This window comes from Paenibacillus sp. FSL H8-0315, assembly GCF_038005365.1.
GTDB lineage: Bacteria > Bacillota > Bacilli > Paenibacillales > Paenibacillaceae > Paenibacillus_AQ > Paenibacillus_AQ odorifer.
Genome location: NZ_JBBOTA010000001.1, coordinates 1823956 through 1845220, shown reverse-complemented (window position 1 = coordinate 1845220; position 21265 = coordinate 1823956). Strand labels below are relative to the sequence as shown.

The following is a 21265-nucleotide window of genomic DNA, read 5'->3' as shown; positions in this document are numbered from 1 at the left end:
AAAGGCGGCCTAGAGCCGTTTTTTTGTTGCCTACGTTACTTTTAATCACATCGATTGAAAATTTTTTATAGGAAAAGATTGATAATTTACCATAAGTTAATTAAAATGAACTACAAAGTTACGAGATGTTCATTTTTATTTCCGATTGAACTACTGGTAGTATTCTTAACAGTGTTAATTATCATCACATTGGTTATTTCAAAATGTTTCATGAAAATCAACACTATTTATATCAAAATTTACATAATATTTTCATTGTGTTAATTTTGAAATCCTTGTCGTTAGGGTGATGAATATGGGCGAAGAACTACTAGAAATCAAAAATTTGTCGACATCGTTCAGAATTGCAGACGACTATTATGCTGCGGTTGATGATGTTACCCTGTCTGTTCGCAAAAATGAAATTCTGGCTATCGTTGGAGAATCTGGTTCAGGAAAAAGTGCGCTCGCCTTTTCCATTATGGGGCTGCATACCAGAGCCAGAATTGACGGACAAATCAAATACAAGGGCCAGGACATCGTTACTATGTCTCCTGCTGCACTAAACAAGCTGCGCGGCCAAGAAATGTCTATGATTTTTCAAGATCCTTTATCCGCTTTAAACCCGCTAATGATCATCGGTTCACAGATTGAAGAAGTACTTATCCTACATGATTCCAAGCTTTCTAAGAAACAGCGAAAAGAGAAGGTCATTGATCTTTTGACCAAGGTTGGAATTTCCCGTCCCGAGCATACATATCAGCAGTACCCCCACGAATTATCCGGTGGCATGAGGCAGCGGGTGGTTATCGCCATTGCGATAGCCAATGGACCCAAGCTTTTGATCGCCGACGAGCCTACCACAGCACTAGATGTGACTATCCAATTACAAATCCTTGAACTTATTAAAAAATTAAAAAACGATATGGAAGCAGGCATTATCTTAATCACTCATGACTTAGGGGTTGTAAGCGAAATGGCTGACCGTGTTGCGGTGATGTATGCCGGACAAATCGTCGAAATCGCAGATATTTTTACGTTGACGTCTAATCCGAAACATCCATATACGAGATCCTTATTAAACTCCATTCCAACGGCAAAAGAAGAAAAATCCAGGTTGCATGTGATTCAGGGGATTGTTCCACCACTGCAAAACCTTCCGCGTAAGGGCTGCCGTTTCTCGGCACGGACGCCTTGGATTCCTGAATCGGAGCATGAGGAGAACCCACAGCTGCATGAAGTCGCACCCGGACATTTCGTTCGCTGCACCTGTTATAACAATTTCCATTTCCCTGATACTAACGAGGAGGCAATCCACAATGGGACTTCTTGAGGTTAAAAATTTAGCAGTACATTTTCCGATCCACGGCGGTGTTTTTCGAAGGGAAGTTGGCGTAGTTAAGGCTGTCGATAATGTTAATTTTACCATTGAAGCTGGGCAAACCTATGGTCTGGTTGGTGAATCTGGTTCCGGAAAGACGACAACGGGTCGCGCGATTATAGGTCTTAATTCTATTACTAGCGGCAGCGTGATTTTTGAAGGGCAAGATTTGGCCTTGAGGGGTGTACGAAAGCAAAGAAATGTCCGCAAAGACATTCAGATGATCTTTCAGGATCCGTACTCTTCCTTAAATCCTAAGAAGCGTGTACTCGATATTATTGCAGAACCGTTGCGTAATTTCGAAAAAATGTCTCCAGGGGAAGAAAAACGCCGGGTGCAGGAATTGCTTTTACAAGTAGGCTTAAGTCCTGAGAACATCCTGAAATATCCGCATGAATTTTCTGGCGGCCAGCGGCAGCGGATCGGAATTGCCAGAGCAATTGCACTCAAGCCAAAACTTATTATTGCTGACGAGCCGGTATCTGCGCTAGATGTCTCAGTACAGGCACAGGTGCTTAACTTCATGCAGGACATTCAAAAAGAGCTGAATCTTACTTTTCTATTTATCAGTCATGATCTCGGGATCATCAGGCATATGTGCGATCACATAGGGATTATGTATAAAGGACGACATGTGGAGCAAGGGACTGCTAAAGATATTTTTGACAATCCTCAGCATATTTATACCAAACGACTCATTGCCGCCATTCCTGATATTGATCCGAAACAGAGAGAAAAGCAGACGGAATTCAGAAAATCAGTAAGCAAGGAATATGAACAAGCGCACCGGAATTATTTTGATGAAGAAGGCATGGCTTATCCATTAAAATCAATTTCCGAGACTCATCTGGTAGCCTTGCCTGAGAAAGGTTGAGAATATGTGGAAGATTATCGTTCGTAGAATTCTTATAATGATCCCTCAAGTAGTTCTATTAAGTATTCTTGTTTTTCTTATGGCGAAGGCGATGCCTGGTGACGCACTTTCAGGAATGCTTGATCCGAATATTGACCCGGCGGCTATTGATGCGATGAGAGAAAAGCTCGGTCTAAATGATCCATGGTACATCCAGTATTGGGATTGGATCACTAAAGCGATACAAGGCGATTTCGGCCAGTCCTTCCGTTTCAAAATGCCGGTCTCAGAGCTAATCGGACAACGCCTGATGAATACACTTTGGCTGGCCATTGTTACGCTGATTCTTACATACCTTATTGCTATCCCGCTTGGTATTACCAGCGGACGTTATAACGATTCGTGGCTGGATCGCTTGATAACTGGCTATACCTATATTGGATTTGCTGCACCGTTGTTTATTTTTGCACTTTTAATGGTATGGGTTTTCGGATTTCATTTTCATTGGTTTCCTACCAGCGGCAGTGTCAGTCCCGGGGAAGTTCCAGGTACACTAAGTCACTTCTGGAGTAAATTCTATCATCTGCTTCTGCCTGCGCTATCTATGGCGCTAATTGCAACGGTTGGGACCGTACAATATCTGAGAAATGAGATCATTGATACGAAGCAAAAAGATTTCATTCTCACTGCTAGAGCTAAAGGGGCTTCGGAGTCACGCGTATACAATCGTCATATTTTGAGAAACTCCTTGCTGCCGATCGCTGCATTTTTTGGATATGAGATCACTGGGCTAATCGGTGGTACGGTGTTCGTTGAAACGATTTTCAGCTATCCAGGAATGGGTTTGCTGTTTCTAAGTTCGATAACGATTCGGGATTTCAGCGTGGTAACAGCCCTCGTTCTTCTGTATGGGGTTGCTTCCATCGTCGGTGCGTTGTTATCAGACATTATTTTAAGTATCGTAGATCCTCGTATCCGGATTAAATAAGAAGATGAACACTTTGGGGTGAATGAAATGGCAAAGACGAGCGCAGAGATAGCTCTGCTGCAGGAAACTGATAAAAGTCCATCAGGCTTCAAAATTGTTTGGCGGGAGATGGTGCGGGATAAGCTGGCACTGGTCTCATTGATTTTCCTATTTACAATTATTGCTGCTGTATATGGGATCTCCTTATTTTTAGATCAGAAAGAAATTGTCACGGTTGACTTATTCGCCCTATATGAGAAGCCTTCGGCTGTGCATTGGCTGGGGACTGATTATGGAGGACGGGATGTATTCGGTCAATTAATTATAGGAACACGAAATTCCATGTCTATTGCCTTTATGGTTACATTTTTTACGGGAATTATCGGTATTCTGGTAGGTTTAGTCTCAGGTTACTTTGGGGGAACGGTAGATAATGTCGCGATGCGTATTGTGGATTTCTTCATGATTCTACCTTTTCTAATGATTGTTATAGCTTTTGTCAGCGCAGTTCCTAAATACAATACGTTGACCTTCTCCTTTATCATGACAGCATTTCTTTGGATGGGGATTGCCAGGCTCATTCGTTCCAAGACATTACAAGAGAAGGAATTGGATTATGTTCAGGCATCTAAGACCCTAGGCTCCTCCAATCTAAAAATTATGTTTACGCAAGTTCTGCCGAACTTAAGCTCAATCATTATCGTAACAATGACCTTGAATCTGGCAGCTAATATTGGATTGGAATCAGGCCTATCCTTTCTAGGTTTTGGTTTTCCAGAAAGTACACCCAGTCTGGGTACTCTAGTAAGCTATGCGAGAAATCCGCAGACTCTTGAGTTCAGATGGTGGATCTGGTTACCCGCATCATTGCTGATCCTGGTATTGATGTTGAGTATAAATAATGTGGGTCAAGCGCTTAAACGTGCGACCGACGCAAGACAAAGAAAAGGATAATAAGGGAGGAAATGATTAAATGAGAAAAGCCATTCGTTCAAAAGCTTTACTAGTTTCATTAATGTTTGTAATGTTGTTCGCTCTTGCGGCTTGCGGCTCCAAGAACAACAACGAAGCGGCTGAATCAACAGCAGCTCCTAATGCCAGCGCACCCGCGGCAACCGCAGAAGCAACGGCCGCGCCTGAGGCAGAAGACGGACTTTATAACATTAAAGATTTCAGTAACGTTAAGACTAACCAAGGTGAAGCTATTGACGGAGGGACAATTACATTTGGACTTGTTTCCGATAGTCCATTTGAAGGCACTTTGAACTGGAACTTCTATTCTGGAGATCCAGATGCTCAAGTTCTGAACTGGTTTGATGAAGGTCTGTTAACTTGGGATAAAGACTATGTTTATACTAATGATGGTGCGGCTACTTATGAAGTTGCAGAAGATGGACGTACCTTTACCTTTACGATTCGCGACAATGTAAACTGGCAGGATGGTAAACCAGTAACAGCTGAAGACTGGTTGTTCGCCCATGAAGTTATTGGTAATCCTGCTTATGATGGTCCTCGTTACGGTTCTGACTTCACTAATATTGAAGGCATGGATGAGTACCATTCCGGTAAGGCCAAGACCATATCCGGGATTAAAGTGCTGGGTGATAAGAAACTGCAAATTACTTATAAGCAATCTACACCTTCCTTGTTAACGGGTAGCATATGGATTTATCCATTAGCCAAACATATCTTTGGCGGCATGGATGTTGCCAAAATCTCCTCTTCCCCTGAAGTCCGCCAAAAGCCAATTGGCTTCGGAGCTTTTAAAGTAGAGAGTATCGTTCCTGGTGAGTCTGTAGTATTTGTTAAGAATGAAGATTACTGGCGCGGAGCCCCTAAACTGGATAAAGTAATTTTGAAGGTTATCAACCCAACAACGATTGTACAAGAACTGAAATCTGGTGGAGTTGACTTGGTGGATTCCTTCCCTATTGATCAATACCCTGATAATGCAAAGATGTCAAACGTTGAATTCCTGGGTGCGGTTGATCGTGCTTATACGTATATAGGCTTTAAGCTTGGTAAATGGGATGCAACGAAAAAAGAGGTTGTTACCGATCCTAAAGCTAAAATGGCGGATGTGAATCTTCGTAAAGCAATGTGGGCAGCGGTTGACAATGATACTGTTGGTAAAAAGTTCTATAATGGTCTGCGTTGGAATGCGACTACCTTGATTCCACCCTCCCATCCTGAATTCCATGATGCTTCCAATCCAGGTGTAGCTTATGATCCAGAAGCAGCTAAGAAGATCCTGGATGACGCTGGTTACAAACTAAACGGTGAATTTAGAACGAATCCAGATGGCAGCGAGCTGAAGATTAATTTCATTTCGATGACTGGTGGAGACATTGCTGAGCCGTTGGCTCAATATTATGTACAATCCTGGAAAGCGATTGGTCTGAATGTAACTTTGGAGATGGTAGAGTTTAATACTTTCTATGATCGCATAGGTCAAAATGGTGAGGATGATCCTACTGTTGATGTGTACCAAGGCGCTTGGGGTGTAGGGATTGACGTTGACCCATCAGGTCTGTATGGCAAAGATGCAATCTATAACTTCCCGCGTTACTCGAGTGCAGAGAACGATCGTTTGCTCGCCGAAGGGATCTCCGAGGCTGCATTTGATGTAGACAAACGTAAAGAAATCTATAAAGAGTGGCAACAATTTATGGTTGACGAGATTCCAGTATTCCCAACACTTTATCGTGCTGTAATAGTGCCGGTTAATAACCGCGTCCTGAATTATTGGGCTGTTAGTGATGGAGTTGGAATCTATTATAACGACATTGCGGTTTCTGCAGATAAAGCTGCGGTAGCTCAGTAAGAGGGGATTAATGAACAGCAGTTCAAGGAGAGATCCTGAGCTGCTGTTTTTTATTTTTCATCAAATTAACAATAAATCCTATATTTTGTGCATTATTTACTGTAAAAATATAGTGTTTTAATGAAAGATATGGTATATTTTGGGTGAGAGCGAAACTTTCGCTTAAATATAGCTCTTAGAGTGAGGTGAGTGGATGATCGCAATGACGGGTACCTGATTCAAGTGAGGGAGGTGTTACGGGACTGAGGTGTAATCTTTCTTGTGGCATTCACTGAAGAGAGGGGCAGTAGAAATGATCAAGAGGTATAGGAAACAAGGACTGGTGTTCAGTTTGTTGTTTACGCTTACATTTTGTTCAAATGCTGCATTTCAACCGGCGATAGCAGAGGCAGCGGCCGGAGACTACAACTATGCGGAGGTTCTACAAAAATCTATTTATTTCTACGAAACCCAGCGGTCTGGTGAATTGCCAGATAACAATCGGGTGGAATGGCGGGGCGATTCCGGTCTTTTGGACGGGACGGATGTGGGACATGATCTGACTGGTGGTTGGTACGATGCCGGTGATCACGTTAAATTCGGTTTGCCTATGGCTTATTCTACAACGATGCTGGCGTGGTCGGTTTATGAGTACAAGCAAGGATATGAGGGGTCTGGGCAGCTGGAGGAAATTTTAGACAATATTCGCTGGGCAACCGATTATTTTGTGAAAGCTCATACCGCTCCTAACGAGCTGTGGGGACAAGTTGGTAACGGAACAACCGATCATAATTGGTGGGGACCCGCAGAAGTCATGCAGATGCAGAGACCTTCCTACAAAATTGATGCCACTCATCCCGGATCAGATCTTGCCGGAGAAACAGCTGCAGCGTTAGCTTCAGCATCCATTATTTTCAGGGATACGGATGCCGTATACGCGGACAAGCTGCTGCTGCATGCTAAACAGCTTTACAATTTTGCAGACACTTATCGCGGCTCCTATTCCGACAGCATTACCGACGTCAAACAATATTATAATTCTTGGAGCGGTTACGCGGATGAATTGAGCTGGGGGGCTGTCTGGTTGTATTTGGCGACTAACGATCAGCAGTATCTCAATAAGGCTATTGCAGCAAGCGATCAATGGGGAACGAATCAGGCTGGAAACTGGGGGTATCAGTGGACACAGTCTTGGGACGACAAGCATTATGGCGCTCAATTACTGTTGGCACGAATCACCGGGCAGACCAAGTTCATTCAATCCACTGAACGGAATATGCAGTATTGGACGACTGGAGTGGGTGGAACAAGTGACCGTGTTGCCTATACACCTGGCGGACTAGCCCATCTGGATCAATGGGGCGCATTGCGTTATGCAGCCAATCAGGCTTTTATGGCCTTCGTTTACTCAGACTGGGTGAGCGATCCGGTGAAGAAAGATACGGCGCGCTCTTTCGCGGAGAGACAAATTACGTATATGCTTGGTGACAATCCACGAAACAGCAGTTATGTTATCGGTTTTGGTAACAATTCTCCTCAGCATCCCCATCATCGAACCTCACATGGATCATGGAATGATAGTCAGAGCGTTCCGGTAAATCATCGCCATGTCTTGTACGGAGCGCTAGTTGGAGGCCCGTCCAAAACAGACAGCTACACCGACTCCATTAACGATTATGTCTCGAATGAAGTTGCAACCGATTACAATGCAGCTTTTACAGGAGCTATTGCAAAAATGGTGCTGCTGCATGGACAAGGGCAACAGCCGCTTGCACAATTTCCACCTGCAGAGACACGTGAAGATGAGATGTTTGTCGAAGCCTCTGTGAATGCTAGTGGCAGCAATTTCGTAGAGATTCGAGCATTGCTGAATAACCGTACGGGCTGGCCGGCAAGGGCCAGTAAAGAGATGTCTTTTAACTATTATGTGGATCTTAGTGAAGCGATAGCGGCTGGTTATGGTCCTGAGGATATTACGGTTACAGCGGGAGGCTACAATCAGGGTGGAACGGTGTCTGCACTTCAGCCTTACGATGCAGCTAACCATATCTACTATACTAAGGTTGATTTTACAGGTACTTTGATTTATCCGGGTGGACAATCTGCTCATCGTAAGGAGATTCAATTCCGAATTGCAGCTCCGCTGAACACTAACTTCTGGAATAATGCTAATGATTTTTCATTCCAAGGGGTGGCAGCTCAAGGAGTAACTCCTGTAAAAACAGCGAACATTCCGGTGTTTGATGCAGGTGTACACATGTATGGAGAACTTCCAGCGGGTGGCGGACAACCTGGAGAACCTCAAGTCCCTGCACGTCCGACTAATGTTCAGGCTGTAGCAGGTAATGGAACGGTCCATTTGACTTGGAATGCGATTAGCGGGGTCAGTGAATATACCGTTAAACGCAGTGAAGTGAGTGGAGGCCCGTATACGGTGCTTGAGAATGTCACGGGAACGGATTACATGGATAGTGGACGGGTGAACGGAACCACTTATTATTATGTGATCACTGCCACGAATAGTGTAGGGGAGAGCTTGCCATCTATACAGGTTAGTGCTAAACCCCAAGAACCGACACAGCCCACAACGGGAAATTTGAAGGTGCAATATCGTACGAATGATACGAATGCCAGTGATGGACAGCTGCGCCCTCAGTTCCGAATTATGAATACAGGAACCGAGTCTGTGGCACTTAGCGGCTTGAAGCTGCGTTATTATTTCACTGTGGATGGGGATAAACCACAACAGTTTCATTGTGATTATGCTGTAGTGGGCAGTGGTAATTTAAGCGGCAGTTTTGTTAAGCTGAATCCCGCCAGTACGGGCGCGGATTATTATCTGGAGATTTCTTTTGGTGCAGGGGCTGGAAGTATAGCGCCTGGTGGAGATAGCGGCGAGATTCAGGCTCGCACCAATAAGACGGACTGGACGGCTTATAATGAAACGGATGATTATTCCTACAGCGCGGTTCAGCAGACATTTGCCGATTGGAATAAGGTTACACTTTATCAAGGTGAAACACTTGTATGGGGCTTAGAACCATAAATATATCCAAGAGAGGGAGCTTGCCTAAGATGATGAAATTGAGCTTAATAAAGAAGCCTGTTTCTGTAATAATGGCCACAGTCCTGTTTCTCTCACTCATGACCGGTCTATTTAATTTTAGACCTCAGACTGCTCACGCTTCAACTACGGAGCAGACGCGATTTCTGCAATTATATGCGCAGCTAAAAGACCCCGCAAATGGTTATTTCTCTGCCGAAGGAGTACCTTATCATGCGGTAGAGACCTTGATGAGTGAAGCCCCTGATTACGGACATATGACGACCTCAGAAGCTTACAGTTATTGGATGTGGCTTGAGGTACTCTATGGTTATCACACAGGGGACTGGACTAAGCTGGAATCCGCTTGGGACAACATGGAGAAGTATATCATCCCTATTAACGAAGGTGATGGCAAGGAAGAGCAGCCAACCATGAGTTATTACAATCCGAACAGCCCGGCTACGTATGCAGCGGAGCATGCTCAGCCGGATCAGTATCCAAGTCAGCTAGGTGGCCAGTATACAGCAGGTAAAGATCCGCTAGATGCTGAATTGAAGGCGACGTATGGCAACAACCAGACCTACTTGATGCACTGGCTGGTAGACGTGGACAACTGGTACGGCTTCGGCAACTTGCTGAATCCTACGCATACAGCCGCTTATGTGAATACATTCCAACGGGGTGAACAAGAGTCCGTTTGGGAGGCGGTCCCTCACCCGTCTCAAGATGACAAAACGTTCGGAAAAGCAAACGAAGGCTTCATGAGTCTGTTCACAAAAGAAGCTAACGTGCCTTCCGCTCAATGGCGTTACACAAATGCTACAGATGCCGATGCACGGGCAGTACAAGCAATGTACTGGGCTAAAGAGCTCGGCTACAACAATACAGTGTATTTGAATAAAGCTAAGAAAATGGGCGATTTCCTGCGGTACGGTATGTATGATAAATACTTCCAAAAAGTAGGAAGTGCAGCTACTGACGGCACCCCTGATGCCGGGACTGGCAAAGATTCCAATCAATATCTTCTGGCTTGGTATACCGCATGGGGCGGTGGACTTGGAGCAACAGGAAACTGGGCTTGGAGAATCGGTGCGAGCCATGCCCACCAAGGGTATCAGAATGTCGTGGCTGCCTACGCACTTTCTGATTCGGATGGTGGTCTGATTCCGTCATCAGCTACAGCTGGGCAGGATTGGGAAAATTCTCTGAAACGTCAATTGGAATTTTATACTTGGCTGCAGTCCTCTGAAGGGGCAATTGCCGGTGGAGCGACCAATAGTTATCAAGGCGCTTACAAGGCTTATCCAGCTGGAACCAGTACTTTTTATGGCATGGCCTATGACGAAGCTCCAGTCTACCACGATCCTCCATCCAATAACTGGTTCGGAATGCAGGCATGGAGTGTGGAGCGGGTAGCAGAGCTGTACTATATCCTCGCTTCTAACGGAGACACTACATCTGAAAATTTCCAAATGGCAAAACAAGTTATAGAAAATTGGGTAGATTGGTCTAAAGATTATGCCTTTGCCAACAAACGTCCAGTTACGGATGCTGAAGGTTACTATCTGAACAGCCAAGGAAATCGAATTCTTGGAGGCGCCAATCCACAAGTGGCTACAGTCTCTGCACCAGGAGAATTCTGGATTCCAGGTAATGTGGAATGGACAGGACAACCTAATACTTGGAATGGCTTCAGTGGTTCTGCCGCAAACAGTAACCTGAAAGCCGTAACTAAGAGTCCAAGCCAAGATACAGGTGTACTGGGCAGCTATATTAAGGCACTTACCTTCTATGCGGCTGGCACCAAAGCTGAACATGGCAGCTACAGTACTCTGGGAGGAGAAGCTCAGGTACTGGCTAAATCTTTGTTAGACACGGCATGGGGTTATAACGATGGAATTGGTATTGCAACTACCGAAAGCCGTGCAGATTATTCTCGCTATTTCACTAAAGAAGTCTATTTCCCAAGCGGCTGGACAGGTACATTCGGCCAAGGAAATACAATCCCTGGTACATCAACAGTGCCTTCCGATCCTGCTAAAGGCGGAAATGGGGTATATGCAAGCTATACCGATATCCGTCCAAATATCGTAAATGACTCTAAGTGGCAATATCTGCTGGACAAATACAATACTTCTTTTAATAAAGTGACTAAAACTTGGGACAATGGAGCCCCTGAATTTACCTACCATCGCTTCTGGTCGCAAGTAGATATGGCAACTGCTTATGCAGAATACGATCGATTGATCAACAGCAGCGTGCCTACGGAGCCAGTAGCTCCAAAAGCACCTTCCAAACCAAGTGCGGTCGCTGGTAACCAAGTTGTAGATCTTAGTTGGAACAACGTAACTGGAGCTACAAGCTATACTGTGAAAAGAGCTGCAACAACTGGTGGCCCTTACAGCGATGTGGCTGTTGTCACTCAAGCTACTTACAGTGACACTTCCGTGGTTAACGGTACGGATTATTACTATGTAGTTAGTGCTTCCAACGTGGTTGGAGAGAGCCCGAATTCGCCTGAGGTTCACGCCAAGCCTATGGATGTACCGATTCCGGCACAAGGAGATTTGGTGGTGAAGTACCGGACAAGTGATACCAATCCGGGAGATAATCAGTTCCGCCCGCAGCTGCAAATTGTTAACAATGGGGATACGGCTGTAGCGCTTAGCGATGTAAAGCTGCGGTATTATTACACGATTGATGGCGATAAACCTCAACAATTTAATGTTGACTATGCTAACATTGGTGGAAGTAATATACAGGGAACATTCGTGAAGGTAGACCCTGCCAAAACTGGAGCGGATTATTATTTAGAAATCTCCTTCGGCGCAGGTGCAGGCAGTCTTGCACCGGGAGCCAACACGGGTGATATCCAGATCCGGGTCAACAAAACGGACTGGAGTAATTACAACGAGGTTGGAGACTACTCTTATGACCCTACCAAAACATCGTACACGGAATGGAATCATGTGCCGTTGTACTTGAATGGTGCTCTAGCATGGGGACTTGAGCCTTAAAGTCTAAATGAGGGAAGCCCTAGCCATTTGGCTGGGGCTTTTTTTGTTATTGGCTGGTTAGCGACTGCACTTCGACTAATTGTGGCTTCATGTCCATTTTAATTGTATTTCCTACAACTAAAATAGGCTCTAGCCGCGCCAACGTAATTTAATTGCACTTCATACAACTATTTATCAGTATATGGATACTTATTGAGATATAAGCTCAGTTTAACTGTACAATGTGCAACTAAAACCCAAAAAGAAATAAAAACGCACGAAATTGCTGTATTAAATACAACTATTTCGTGCTTTGGTATGCTAGTTAGATATTGTGAGTTACTACGATTACTTGTAGATCAAGCTTTTATAGAAGTTTGGTTTACATTCACACTTGTGCTGAAGGAACAACCTTCTCCGCGTATTCTATCGTTCCGCCGCCGAGACATTGCTCCCCGAGATAGAAGACAACAGCTTGACCAGGTGTGATCGCTTTTTGTGGAACATCAAAGGCTACATTAATCGTTCCATCTTCACGCGCTGTAAGGGTCACGCCTTGATCTGGCTGGCGATACCGGAATTTGGCGGTGCATTTTAGCGGCTCTTGCCCAAGCGCTTGACCGTCAATCCAGTTAACACCGGAAGCAATCAGGCTAGTGGAGTACAGGCTGTGGTGCTTGTCTCCTTGTACTACATAAAGAATGTTGCGGCTAAGATCTTTTTCAGCTACAAACCACGGTTCGCCGTTGCCAGAGCCACCAATACCAAGGCCTTGGCGTTGGCCTAACGTGTAATACATAAGTCCGTCGTGGCGGCCTTTGATCTCTCCAGTTACTATGTCAACCATATCGCCAGCTTGTGCCGGGAGATATTGGCTGAGGAATTCGCGGAAGTTGCGCTCGCCGATAAAGCAGACGCCTGTGCTATCTTTTTTCTTGGCAGTGTAAAGTCCTGCTTCTTCAGCAATTCTCCGCACTTCAGGTTTCGGCAGATGTCCAATAGGGAACATTGTTTTAGAGAGTTGATGTTGCCCCAGTGCATTCAGGAAATAGGTTTGATCCTTATTGTTGTCTACGCCGCGGAGCAGCTTGTACACACCATCTTCTTCTATAACACGTGCGTAATGTCCAGTTGCGACATAATCGGCACCAAGCTGAAGAGCTTTGTTCAAAAATTCTCCAAACTTAATCTCGCGGTTGCACATGACGTCAGGATTTGGCGTCCGGCCGGCCTTATATTCATCGAGAAAATAAGAAAATACCTTATCAAAGTATTCCTTCTCGAAATTAACGGTATAGTAAGGAATATCAATCTGCTCGCATACGCGGCGAACATCCTCTGCATCGCTTTCGGCCGTACATACTCCGAATTCGTCGGTATCGTCCCAGTTCTTCATGAAGATGCCGATGACGTCATAGCCCTGCTGCTTGAGCAGAAGCGCCGTGACGGAGGAATCGACCCCTCCGGACATGCCGACGACGACACGGGTGTCTTGTTTTGCTTTTGTCATCGTAATCACCATTTCTGTACCCAAAATACCGGTCATTCATGGAACACCCGGCTCAAAATGTATTATAACATACCTGTCTACTCTAAACCTCTGAAATAAGAGACTGGAAACAACAAAATGTCCACCTGGGGTGAACATTCTCGTAAAATGTTTTGTTTTCCATTTCATTTGTGACTTCGGATATGATAACATAAACTGAGAGTAATTATCGGAATACCTTGATATGACAATCCAAATGACTTGCCGAATCAATAGTATACAATAATCAGACATTAAACTGAAAGAGGTGCCCCTTTGAAAATATCAACCAAAGGTCGTTACGGACTAACAATTATGATGGAGCTTGCACTGAAATTTGGTGAAGGACCAACTTCACTTAAGAGTATCGCTGAGAAAAATGGTCTTTCCGAGCATTATCTGGAGCAACTAATTGCTCCTCTGCGCAATGCAGGACTTGTAAAAAGTATTCGTGGAGCATATGGCGGATACATTTTGTCGCGTGAGGCGAATGCTATCACTGCCGGTGATATCATCCGTGTGCTGGAGGGCCCTATCTCTCCTGTAGACTTCACGGAAGAGGACGATGCAGCGAAACGGGATTTATGGTTGCGTATTCGCGACAGTATTGCCGATGTGCTGGATTCCACAACACTTTATGATTTGATTAACTACAAAGAAGAGAGTTTGGCTGACAATTACATGTTTTACATTTAAGATTTGGAAATACATTCCAAAAAAATGTGTCAACCTTTAGGCTCCCATTTGGGAGTCTTTTTTTATCTTTTATTATCTGTGATTCTATTTGTTCTTACGTTTATTAAGGAGCGCAATCCAGCAGCAAAAGGCTCCGATAAACGTTGCGAGAATCGGTATCCATTGATTAGAAGTCAAGTTAGCACCTCCATAGTACTTATAATTCTTTCGTCATAAAAACACTATAGGGGTCTTCAATGTAATCTGCAAACGGACTACAGTATTCAAACCCATATTGTTCATATAGTTTTCTAGCTGCTTCGAACCCTTCAGTGGATCCGGTTTCCAAGCTCAGCCGCCGATAGCCTTGTTGCTTAGCTTCTTTAATAATATGGGCAAGCATCTTAGATGCAATGCCCTTCCTAAGATGCTTGGTAGAAGTACGCATGGATTTGATTTCACCATGATGGCTTCCCAAGTCTTTAAGAGCACCGCAACCTAAGAGTTCGCCCTGCTCCCAGGCACTCCAGAAGGTGATTTCTGGTGTTTTTAATTTATCTAAATTCAACGCATGTACACTCTCTGGCGGAGATTGCTCAAACATGCTCTGAAGATGTTCACTGATTAATGCTATGATTTCGGTTCCGGTTAAGTTATCGATTCTAATCTCCATATTATTCACTCCCAATGATAAGATTATGGTTTGTTGTATATATTAAGTTTCTTTAGCGGAGTTCGCTGTTGTATGTTGTAGCAATCGGTCCAAGGCTTTCTGTGTAAGTGGCATAAAGTAATTAAGAATTAAGCCGCCTAAACAAATGGTAAGTAGAGTGCCAATCCCAATAGGCCCATTGAAAATAATGGCGGCAAATAAGAAAACAAGATAAATGATTGTTCTAGTAAATAGTATACTAAGCCTAGTTATCGTTTGCAGTACTAATGTTAGCCGGTCCACTGGAATCGGTGCGAAATTTGCGTATAAATAAATGGATGTACCTAATCCAATTGCGATTAAGCCTAAACCATAAAAAGCAATTTTACTGATCCACAGATTAGGCTCGATCAGATGGTTAAACAAAAAAAGCCACATATCAATACCTAAGCCTGCTATGAATGCAGTTACCAGCCCTAATAATTCCGGTCTTTGCTTGGATAAACATGAATTACATCCAATCAATAGGCATGCGATCAGCACTTCCCAACTGCCTACTGTAAGACCGACATTTTTGGATAGACCCACTAAAAGTGCATCAAAAGGTGACGCTCCAAGGTCAGAGATTATTGTTAGTGAAACGCCTAGGGTTAAGATGAAAATCCCGCAAGTGAAAATGGAAAACGTAGTTACACTAAACTTCTTCATTCTTTTGAAGCAGAAAGATCTTTAGTCATTAAAAGATGAGGGATGCCATCCTCCATAAATTCAGTAGATGAAGCCCGATAACCAAGTTTTTTATAGAAGCCCTCCGCCTGAGTTTGCCCGTGCAATTTAACCATTTGATGCCCCTTTTCCACCACGATCTCTTCTAATGCAGAAATAATTTTTTTCCCAATTCCAAATTTACGATAAGGTTCTAGGATGCAAATACGCTCTAACTTACCTATACCATCAAGAACGCGGATCCTTCCTGTGGCAACTGGTTGCCCATCATAATAGGCCAGGACATGTTCACATTCTCCATTCAGTGTATCGAATTCATCAAATTCATCATTAAGGGGAACGCCTTGTTCCTCAACAAATACTTTTTTTCTGATTGAAAATGCAGCTTCAAGTTCCTCGATTAGTGTAATTCTTTTAAGATTCATTCTTGCTTACTCCATTCTGTATTTGTTTTTTTTAGGAAAAACGTCATAATGAATTAACGACAATTATAAGTATATATACAATCAATATTGTTGTAAATACAACATTATTGGAACTGGTAGGTGATTGAATGAAAGAGATCCTTCGTGAAGTTGGAATGATAGCGAGGGCATTAGATTCCATAAGTAATATAGAGTTCAAGGAATTAGAGCTTACAAAGGGGCAGTATTTATATCTGGTCCGGATATATGAGAATCCGGGCATTATTCAAGAAAAGCTGTCGGAAATGATAAAGGTGGACCGAACAACAGCAGCGCGTGCGATTCAGAAGCTTGAAATCCAAGGTTTTATTGAAAAGAAAGACGATGAAACAAACAAAAAAATAAAAAGGTTATTCACAACTGAAAAAGGTAAACAAGCCTACTCTTTTCTGAAGAGAGAAGGGGACCATACCGACTTGGTTGCGTTAGCAGGATTATCTGAAAAAGAAACGGAAGTCTTGTTTCAACTTTTGCAAAGAGTTAGGAAAAATGTTGAGGTTGAGTGGGAATACGTAAAGAAGGGAAATAAAAGAGAGTACTAAAATCAGCAATTGTTATTGAACTAACCCAACACGATTGCATAAAAAAATGCCTTGCTAGTGATATACTGGCAGGGCATTTTAATGAGATGATTCATATATCAACGGAGCCGTGGAACGTACGGAGCGAAAAAAAAAAGAACACCCTAAAGTGTTCATTAAGGTTAATTAATGTTAATTATTGTGCTGCGGGGGTATTTCCCATTGCAATAGAAATTCTGTTCCAACTGTTGATTTGATTAATAATCAGCACAAGATCAACATATTGTTTCTCATCGTAATGTTCACGTACTTGTTTATATAGCTCATCCGGAACTCTTTTGGAAGGGATTAGCGTAATATGCTCAGCTAGTTCTAGAGCAACCTTCTCTTCAGGTGTATAAAAAGTACATTCCTCCCAAACATTTAAACAATAAATTCGTTGTTCGGTTTCACCCATTTTACGAGCTTCGGATGTATGCATATCTATGCAGAAAGCACATCCGTTAATTTGAGAAACTCTGATTTTGATAAGTTCTCTTGTAGTCCGATTAATCGTAGATTTTTTGGTGTACATCTCCATATCCATCATGATTTTCATACCCTCAGGTGCAACTTCATTGTAAGCAACTCTTTGACTCATTAGGCAAGACTCCTTAGGCTTTAGTTTAGGAATAGTATAACTTTATTTTAACACTATTATTCTTTATATGCGAACATTTGTACTTATTTTTGTTTATAAGAAGGCAGAAATCACCCGTCGACATATCCTCAAAGCGGAACGGAAATGATATCAATATAATCTTCCACCTGTCTAATTGGCTGTTATTCCACGAGTTTCCCCTTCCTCTTGCCTCACAACTATCGGCTTCCTGGTGAATAAGTTGATAGAAACCAAGAGGAGGAGTGAGGAAATGCCTTATACAACAGGTCTTATTACAAATACAAGAGCAACTGGTACTGCAGCAAGTAATGTAGTAGTCAGTGTTCGTAACACAAGTAATGCGAGTGCAATGATGATCGTCGAAGTTTTTGGTGTTCCATATTCGATGCCAGCTCTTACTCCGCTTTATGTCACAGGGTATTACGTTCCTGCAAAGAGTTCTGATATTAGAGAGTTTTTCATTGGGGGCAATTTGGCTTACGAGGTACAAATTAGTAGTCCTTTTCCTTTGGCAGAAGTAGTTACCTCCGTGTATGGGCTGGACGAGTTCGGAAATCTAGTTACTGATCAGCGAGTGCTTCAATCTGAATTGACGCAGATTACGGCATTATCTATCCCTATATAATAGTAACGTTTAGACCATTAAGCAGCAGTCGCTGAAAGAAATAGGGCGATTGCTGCTTTTTTAGGCGCAATAAAGTATTTTAGGGGCATTCACACAATCATATGAGAGGAATCAAAATATACTGATTTTATACTCCAATGTAGAGAGAGGTAAAAATCATGGCGGATGTAGGAGTAGTTATGCCTGTGTATACCCAAAAGCCGGAGTTTCTGCGGCAAGCTCTGCAGTCTGTTCTACACCAATCTTTTACCAATTTTCGGCTGGTTGTTGTGATCGATGGAGCACCAGATATGGAACCGCTCGTGAGATCCATTATTGTCGAAGATCCGAGGGTAACGGTTATTTCTTACGCACAGAACAGGGGTATAGCACATGCACTGAATACTGGCTTTGATCTTTTGTTTAGTGAGCCTAGTATTCAATATTTGAGTTGGGTTTCCAGCGACAATGTTTATGAACCCCGTTTCCTCGAAATCCTTCGGGGGGCGCTAGTTAGAGGTCCACAGGAGTTAGGCATCGTGTTCAGTTCTTTTCAAAGCATCGATAACGAGGGAAAGTTTCTTCACAACGAACATCAATTGGCTACGCAGCGTAATTATCAGTCACAGCCCAAAGAACGATTGCTGGATTATTCGCTCATTGGCGTATCTTTTATGTACAAAACACAGATTGCGAAGCTTGTTGGAGCTTATGGAATGGAACCGGTGGAAGATTATGATTACTGGCTGAGACTGGCTGAACATTGTGAGATTCGCTTTATACCGGTGGAACTGGTGAATTATCGTGTAGATTCTACCTTTAGTGTATCTGCCCAGTTACATTCGGTTGAAAATCATCGTAGATGGAGATATGCCTATCATTTGACCCGCCATCAGGCGCGGTTTCGCAGAGGGATTCCGGCGATGATTACCGTTTTATATCCTGTAGTGAATGCTTGTGCGGATGAAATAACGAGGATAGAGAATCTGTACGAACAAACGTATAGCAATTATGAATGCCGGGTGCTGGATTTATCAACTACACGTCAGCCATCAGCTCTATTGGAAACCATACCTCATCCAGCGACAGCGTTCGCTTGGCTGCCTGGGGCTGTGGAGTCACACGCGATTTGCAGTGCTATTGAGCAGCTATCCACCCCATTTACGATAGTTTTAGGTCCAAAGGTTTTTATAGGAGCGCTCGATATTGAGTACATGCTGGAAGCTTTGATTACTACGGGTGGGGATACGATTTCCAACTACTACACGGATGATCATAGCTTGATTGGATTTCGACACAGACATGTCCCCTCGACCAAAAGCCACTATTATAATGAGCTGTTTCGCAGCGCAGATTTGTATGATTTGTTGAAGACCTCTTTTACCTAAAATAACTTGCGAATGAGTGATCATGATGAAGATTTTGTTCACTTTTTATAACCCGAGTGGAGGTATGCAAACTCTGAACCGAGTTCGCTGCCAAGCGTTATATGCTCGCGGTGTAGAGTGCCATTTACTGTATACACACCATGGAAAAGGACAGCAGAATATCCGTAACATTCAAACGCATATTACCAATAGTGATGACGAGATCAGGGCAATGCTTGCTCGTGAAGCTTTTGACTTAATTGTAGTGTGTACGGATATTAACTTAGCAGAGCGGATTCGAGGGTTTGGGTATAAAGGGCCGCTTGTTTTTGAAGTGCAGGGTTTAGGTACCTTAGATGAAGCTGAGCAGGTCGTTAATAATTTTACAGAGCGCATTTACAGGCTCACCGATGCACTGCTGTATCCGGAAACAACCCATTTGCAGGCGCTTTTCAAAGGCGGATTTCCAACCATTCCACAATATTGTTTTGATGATCCGATCGATTGCGATCAGTTTGGATATACCAATTATCCCGCGAAAAGTTTCCCTATCCTCGGTTGGGTAGGACGCATTCAAACGAATAAGAATTGGCGGGAATTTCTGCAAATCGGGCAAAGGCTGCTGACGATCCATCCCGAACTTTATTTATGGATTTTTCAGGATGATACGTTGTTTGATCCAGAGCAAAAAGAAAGCTTTGATCAATTTGTAGCTGAGACAGGGATTTCTTCACGGTTAATTTCGTATTCCAATATTCCTCATGAGCAAATGGCAGATTATATGAGCATTATTGGTGATTCGGGAGGTTTGCTCCTTTCGACCTCGATTTTGGAAGGATTTGGATACGCGGTTGCTGAGGCGATGTTGTGCCGTTGTCCTGTACTTACTACAGATTCAGACGGCGTTCGAAGACTTGTCATTAACAATCACACTGGAAAAATATACACGAGAGGGCAGCTGGATGAAGCTGTGAATGCTGCTCTATCCTTAATGGATGATCCGGCACTGCGGGCCAGAATCAGGATGAATGGAGAATGGCATATCCGGACTAACCTGTCCTCCGAGCTGTATGCAGACAGATTTCTACAGATGTATCATCAATTGATGGGACGTAGAATTCAAATTGAGCGGCGCTGGTCTTAACTCTGCGGTTAATCTGCAGGGTTAAGATGTTTTTTCATGGACTAACAACGAGGTCAGAATTAGTGTCAATAAAAGGGTGACAATCATTCCTACCATTTGAATAATATTGTTTTCTATATCTCATTGATTAATTCCTTCGTATTATTCCGGACATTTCCCACTGCTGTGGAAACCGGATAGGCTCTCATTTGATGCTGATCATAGGGTTTAAGAAGCTTTATTAACGAAGTTGCGTCCTGATTGCTCCGGCTTAGCCATTCAGGCTCATCCTCAGGCTTCAAAATAACTGGCATACGGTTATGGATTTCAGCCATAAGTTCATTAGGGGTAGTCGTTATAATCGTGCAGGTACTTAATTTATTACCTTCAGGGTCCATCCAAATATCATACAATCCGGCCATTGAAAAAATACCCCCATCGCGCATCACGATTCGCATGGGCTGTTTACTGCTGCCCTGTGCCTTCCATTCATAGAAACCATCAGAAGGGATGATGCAGCGGCGGGAGCTTACTAATCGCTTGAAAGAAGGCTTCTCAAGGAGTGACTCTGCCCGGGCATTGATCATTTTACTGCCGATTTTATCATCTTTGGCCCAAGAAGGAACCAGACCCCAGCGCAGTTCCCCAAGTTTATTGCTGGACCCTGTGTTAATGACTGCCGGAATTTGCTGCATGGGTGCTGCGTTATATGTTGGAGCATAGTGGATAATGGTAGAATCATTGGCAAAATATCTGACCATTAGCTCTTCCATGGTGACTGTTATTGTATATCGTCCGCACATTTTATACACTTCCCATTCGGTCGTTTTTGAGGCTAGATTTGTTTACAGCTTGTAATCAGCATGTTATGCTCGAAATATTTCTTAGCTTGAACGGCTGTTGAGGGTTGTATCTTATT

18 protein-coding genes are annotated in these 21265 nt (G+C 43.4%); 12 read left to right on the top strand and 6 right to left on the bottom strand.

Annotated features, from left to right (window positions below):
- Nucleotides 1-295: 295 nt before the first annotated feature.
- The 7 genes from MHB56_RS07975 (at nucleotide 296) to MHB56_RS07945 (ending at nucleotide 12046) form a co-directional block, all read left to right on the top strand.
- The gene (locus MHB56_RS07975; protein ID WP_076129669.1) at nucleotides 296-1312 is read left to right on the top strand and encodes an ABC transporter ATP-binding protein; all 1017 of its coding nucleotides are present in this window, start codon (nucleotides 296-298) and stop codon (nucleotides 1310-1312) included.
- On the top strand, nucleotides 1299-2234 hold the full coding sequence (locus tag MHB56_RS07970) for an ABC transporter ATP-binding protein (RefSeq protein WP_036677615.1): 936 nt from the start codon (nucleotides 1299-1301) through the stop codon (nucleotides 2232-2234). The genes MHB56_RS07975 and MHB56_RS07970 overlap by 14 nt, the downstream gene beginning before the upstream one ends.
- A 4-nt stretch (nucleotides 2235-2238) precedes the next feature.
- Nucleotides 2239-3201 carry an oligopeptide ABC transporter permease gene (opp4B, locus tag MHB56_RS07965; RefSeq protein ID WP_036677612.1) on the top strand — a complete coding sequence of 321 codons (963 nt, stop codon included), beginning with the start codon at nucleotides 2239-2241 and terminating at the stop codon, nucleotides 3199-3201.
- A gap of 27 nt (nucleotides 3202-3228) precedes the next feature.
- Nucleotides 3229-4134: an ABC transporter permease gene (locus tag MHB56_RS07960; RefSeq protein ID WP_076129671.1), complete on the top strand. Its 906-nt coding sequence runs from the start codon at nucleotides 3229-3231 to the stop codon at nucleotides 4132-4134.
- A gap of 19 nt (nucleotides 4135-4153) precedes the next feature.
- Nucleotides 4154-6004 carry an oligopeptide ABC transporter substrate-binding protein gene (locus MHB56_RS07955; protein ID WP_341143454.1) on the top strand — a complete coding sequence of 617 codons (1851 nt, stop codon included), beginning with the start codon at nucleotides 4154-4156 and terminating at the stop codon, nucleotides 6002-6004.
- Between the two features lie 292 nt (nucleotides 6005-6296).
- Nucleotides 6297-9029, top strand: a complete 2733-nt coding sequence (locus MHB56_RS07950; RefSeq protein ID WP_341143453.1) for a glycoside hydrolase family 9 protein — start codon at nucleotides 6297-6299, stop codon at nucleotides 9027-9029.
- 32 nt (nucleotides 9030-9061) lie between these two features.
- Nucleotides 9062-12046: a glycoside hydrolase family 48 protein gene (locus MHB56_RS07945; RefSeq protein WP_341144361.1), complete on the top strand. Its 2985-nt coding sequence runs from the start codon at nucleotides 9062-9064 to the stop codon at nucleotides 12044-12046.
- 367 nt (nucleotides 12047-12413) lie between these two features.
- Here MHB56_RS07945 and mnmA read toward each other — a convergent pair whose 3' ends face one another.
- Entirely contained in the window at nucleotides 12414-13535 is a 1122-nt protein-coding gene (mnmA, locus tag MHB56_RS07940; protein WP_076129704.1) for a tRNA 2-thiouridine(34) synthase MnmA, read from the bottom strand.
- A gap of 294 nt (nucleotides 13536-13829) precedes the next feature.
- Here mnmA and cymR point away from each other — a divergent pair, with 294 nt between their 5' ends.
- Nucleotides 13830-14249, top strand: a complete 420-nt coding sequence (cymR, locus tag MHB56_RS07935; RefSeq protein ID WP_036677599.1) for a cysteine metabolism transcriptional regulator CymR — start codon at nucleotides 13830-13832, stop codon at nucleotides 14247-14249.
- 196 nt (nucleotides 14250-14445) lie between these two features.
- Here the strand turns inward: cymR and MHB56_RS07930 are convergent, their stop codons facing one another.
- Genes MHB56_RS07930 through MHB56_RS07920 form a run of 3 tightly spaced genes read right to left on the bottom strand, consistent with a single transcriptional unit; the run spans nucleotide 14446 to nucleotide 16031 of the window.
- Nucleotides 14446-14901: a GNAT family N-acetyltransferase gene (locus MHB56_RS07930; RefSeq protein WP_036677596.1), complete on the bottom strand. Its 456-nt coding sequence runs from the start codon at nucleotides 14899-14901 to the stop codon at nucleotides 14446-14448.
- A gap of 42 nt (nucleotides 14902-14943) precedes the next feature.
- On the bottom strand, nucleotides 14944-15588 hold the full coding sequence (locus MHB56_RS07925; RefSeq protein WP_076307225.1) for a YczE/YyaS/YitT family protein: 645 nt from the start codon (nucleotides 15586-15588) through the stop codon (nucleotides 14944-14946).
- Nucleotides 15585-16031: a GNAT family N-acetyltransferase gene (locus tag MHB56_RS07920; protein WP_280753808.1), complete on the bottom strand. Its 447-nt coding sequence runs from the start codon at nucleotides 16029-16031 to the stop codon at nucleotides 15585-15587. Before MHB56_RS07920 ends, MHB56_RS07925 begins: the two co-directional genes overlap by 4 nt.
- A gap of 128 nt (nucleotides 16032-16159) precedes the next feature.
- Here MHB56_RS07920 and MHB56_RS07915 point away from each other — a divergent pair, with 128 nt between their 5' ends.
- Nucleotides 16160-16612 carry a MarR family winged helix-turn-helix transcriptional regulator gene (locus MHB56_RS07915; protein ID WP_076105880.1) on the top strand — a complete coding sequence of 151 codons (453 nt, stop codon included), beginning with the start codon at nucleotides 16160-16162 and terminating at the stop codon, nucleotides 16610-16612.
- A gap of 175 nt (nucleotides 16613-16787) precedes the next feature.
- Here the strand turns inward: MHB56_RS07915 and MHB56_RS07910 are convergent, their stop codons facing one another.
- Nucleotides 16788-17231: a carboxymuconolactone decarboxylase family protein gene (locus tag MHB56_RS07910; protein ID WP_076179371.1), complete on the bottom strand. Its 444-nt coding sequence runs from the start codon at nucleotides 17229-17231 to the stop codon at nucleotides 16788-16790.
- 271 nt (nucleotides 17232-17502) lie between these two features.
- Here MHB56_RS07910 and MHB56_RS07905 point away from each other — a divergent pair, with 271 nt between their 5' ends.
- The 3 genes from MHB56_RS07905 to MHB56_RS07895 all read left to right on the top strand — a co-directional run bounded on the left by MHB56_RS07905 (nucleotide 17503) and on the right by MHB56_RS07895 (nucleotide 20367).
- Nucleotides 17503-17877 (top strand): hypothetical protein, encoded by a 375-nt coding sequence (locus MHB56_RS07905; protein ID WP_076129677.1) that lies wholly within the window; start codon nucleotides 17503-17505, stop codon nucleotides 17875-17877.
- A 158-nt stretch (nucleotides 17878-18035) separates the two neighbouring features.
- Entirely contained in the window at nucleotides 18036-19244 is a 1209-nt protein-coding gene (locus MHB56_RS07900) for a glycosyltransferase family 2 protein (RefSeq protein WP_076185497.1), read from the top strand.
- Between the two features lie 64 nt (nucleotides 19245-19308).
- Nucleotides 19309-20367, top strand: coding sequence for a glycosyltransferase family 4 protein (locus tag MHB56_RS07895; protein WP_254849017.1), 1059 nt, complete (start codon nucleotides 19309-19311; stop codon nucleotides 20365-20367).
- Between the two features lie 113 nt (nucleotides 20368-20480).
- On the opposite strand, the gene MHB56_RS07890 is transcribed toward MHB56_RS07895, so the two are convergent.
- Entirely contained in the window at nucleotides 20481-21149 is a 669-nt protein-coding gene (locus tag MHB56_RS07890; protein WP_076129680.1) for an SOS response-associated peptidase, read from the bottom strand.
- Nucleotides 21150-21265: the final 116 nt, after the last annotated feature.

Bases quoted from the DNA above. Each gene is read 5' to 3' on its own strand.
- MHB56_RS07975 (WP_076129669.1), top strand. From the start codon at position 296: ATGGGCGAAGAACTACTAGAAATCAAAAATTTGTCGACATCGTTCAGA.
- MHB56_RS07970 (WP_036677615.1), top strand. From the start codon at position 1,299: ATGGGACTTCTTGAGGTTAAAAATTTAGCAGTACATTTTCCGATCCAC.
- opp4B (WP_036677612.1), top strand. From the start codon at position 2,239: ATGTGGAAGATTATCGTTCGTAGAATTCTTATAATGATCCCTCAAGTA.
- MHB56_RS07960 (WP_076129671.1), top strand. From the start codon at position 3,229: ATGGCAAAGACGAGCGCAGAGATAGCTCTGCTGCAGGAAACTGATAAA.
- MHB56_RS07955 (WP_341143454.1), top strand. From the start codon at position 4,154: ATGAGAAAAGCCATTCGTTCAAAAGCTTTACTAGTTTCATTAATGTTT.
- MHB56_RS07950 (WP_341143453.1), top strand. From the start codon at position 6,297: ATGATCAAGAGGTATAGGAAACAAGGACTGGTGTTCAGTTTGTTGTTT.
- MHB56_RS07945 (WP_341144361.1), top strand. From the start codon at position 9,062: ATGAAATTGAGCTTAATAAAGAAGCCTGTTTCTGTAATAATGGCCACA.
- mnmA (WP_076129704.1), bottom strand. From the start codon at position 13,535: ATGACAAAAGCAAAACAAGACACCCGTGTCGTCGTCGGCATGTCCGGA.
- MHB56_RS07930 (WP_036677596.1), bottom strand. From the start codon at position 14,901: ATGGAGATTAGAATCGATAACTTAACCGGAACCGAAATCATAGCATTA.
- MHB56_RS07925 (WP_076307225.1), bottom strand. From the start codon at position 15,588: ATGAAGAAGTTTAGTGTAACTACGTTTTCCATTTTCACTTGCGGGATT.
- MHB56_RS07920 (WP_280753808.1), bottom strand. From the start codon at position 16,031: ATGAATCTTAAAAGAATTACACTAATCGAGGAACTTGAAGCTGCATTT.
- MHB56_RS07915 (WP_076105880.1), top strand. From the start codon at position 16,160: ATGAAAGAGATCCTTCGTGAAGTTGGAATGATAGCGAGGGCATTAGAT.
- MHB56_RS07910 (WP_076179371.1), bottom strand. From the start codon at position 17,231: ATGAGTCAAAGAGTTGCTTACAATGAAGTTGCACCTGAGGGTATGAAA.
- MHB56_RS07905 (WP_076129677.1), top strand. From the start codon at position 17,503: ATGCCTTATACAACAGGTCTTATTACAAATACAAGAGCAACTGGTACT.
- MHB56_RS07900 (WP_076185497.1), top strand. From the start codon at position 18,036: ATGGCGGATGTAGGAGTAGTTATGCCTGTGTATACCCAAAAGCCGGAG.
- MHB56_RS07895 (WP_254849017.1), top strand. From the start codon at position 19,309: ATGCAAACTCTGAACCGAGTTCGCTGCCAAGCGTTATATGCTCGCGGT.
- MHB56_RS07890 (WP_076129680.1), bottom strand. From the start codon at position 21,149: ATGTGCGGACGATATACAATAACAGTCACCATGGAAGAGCTAATGGTC.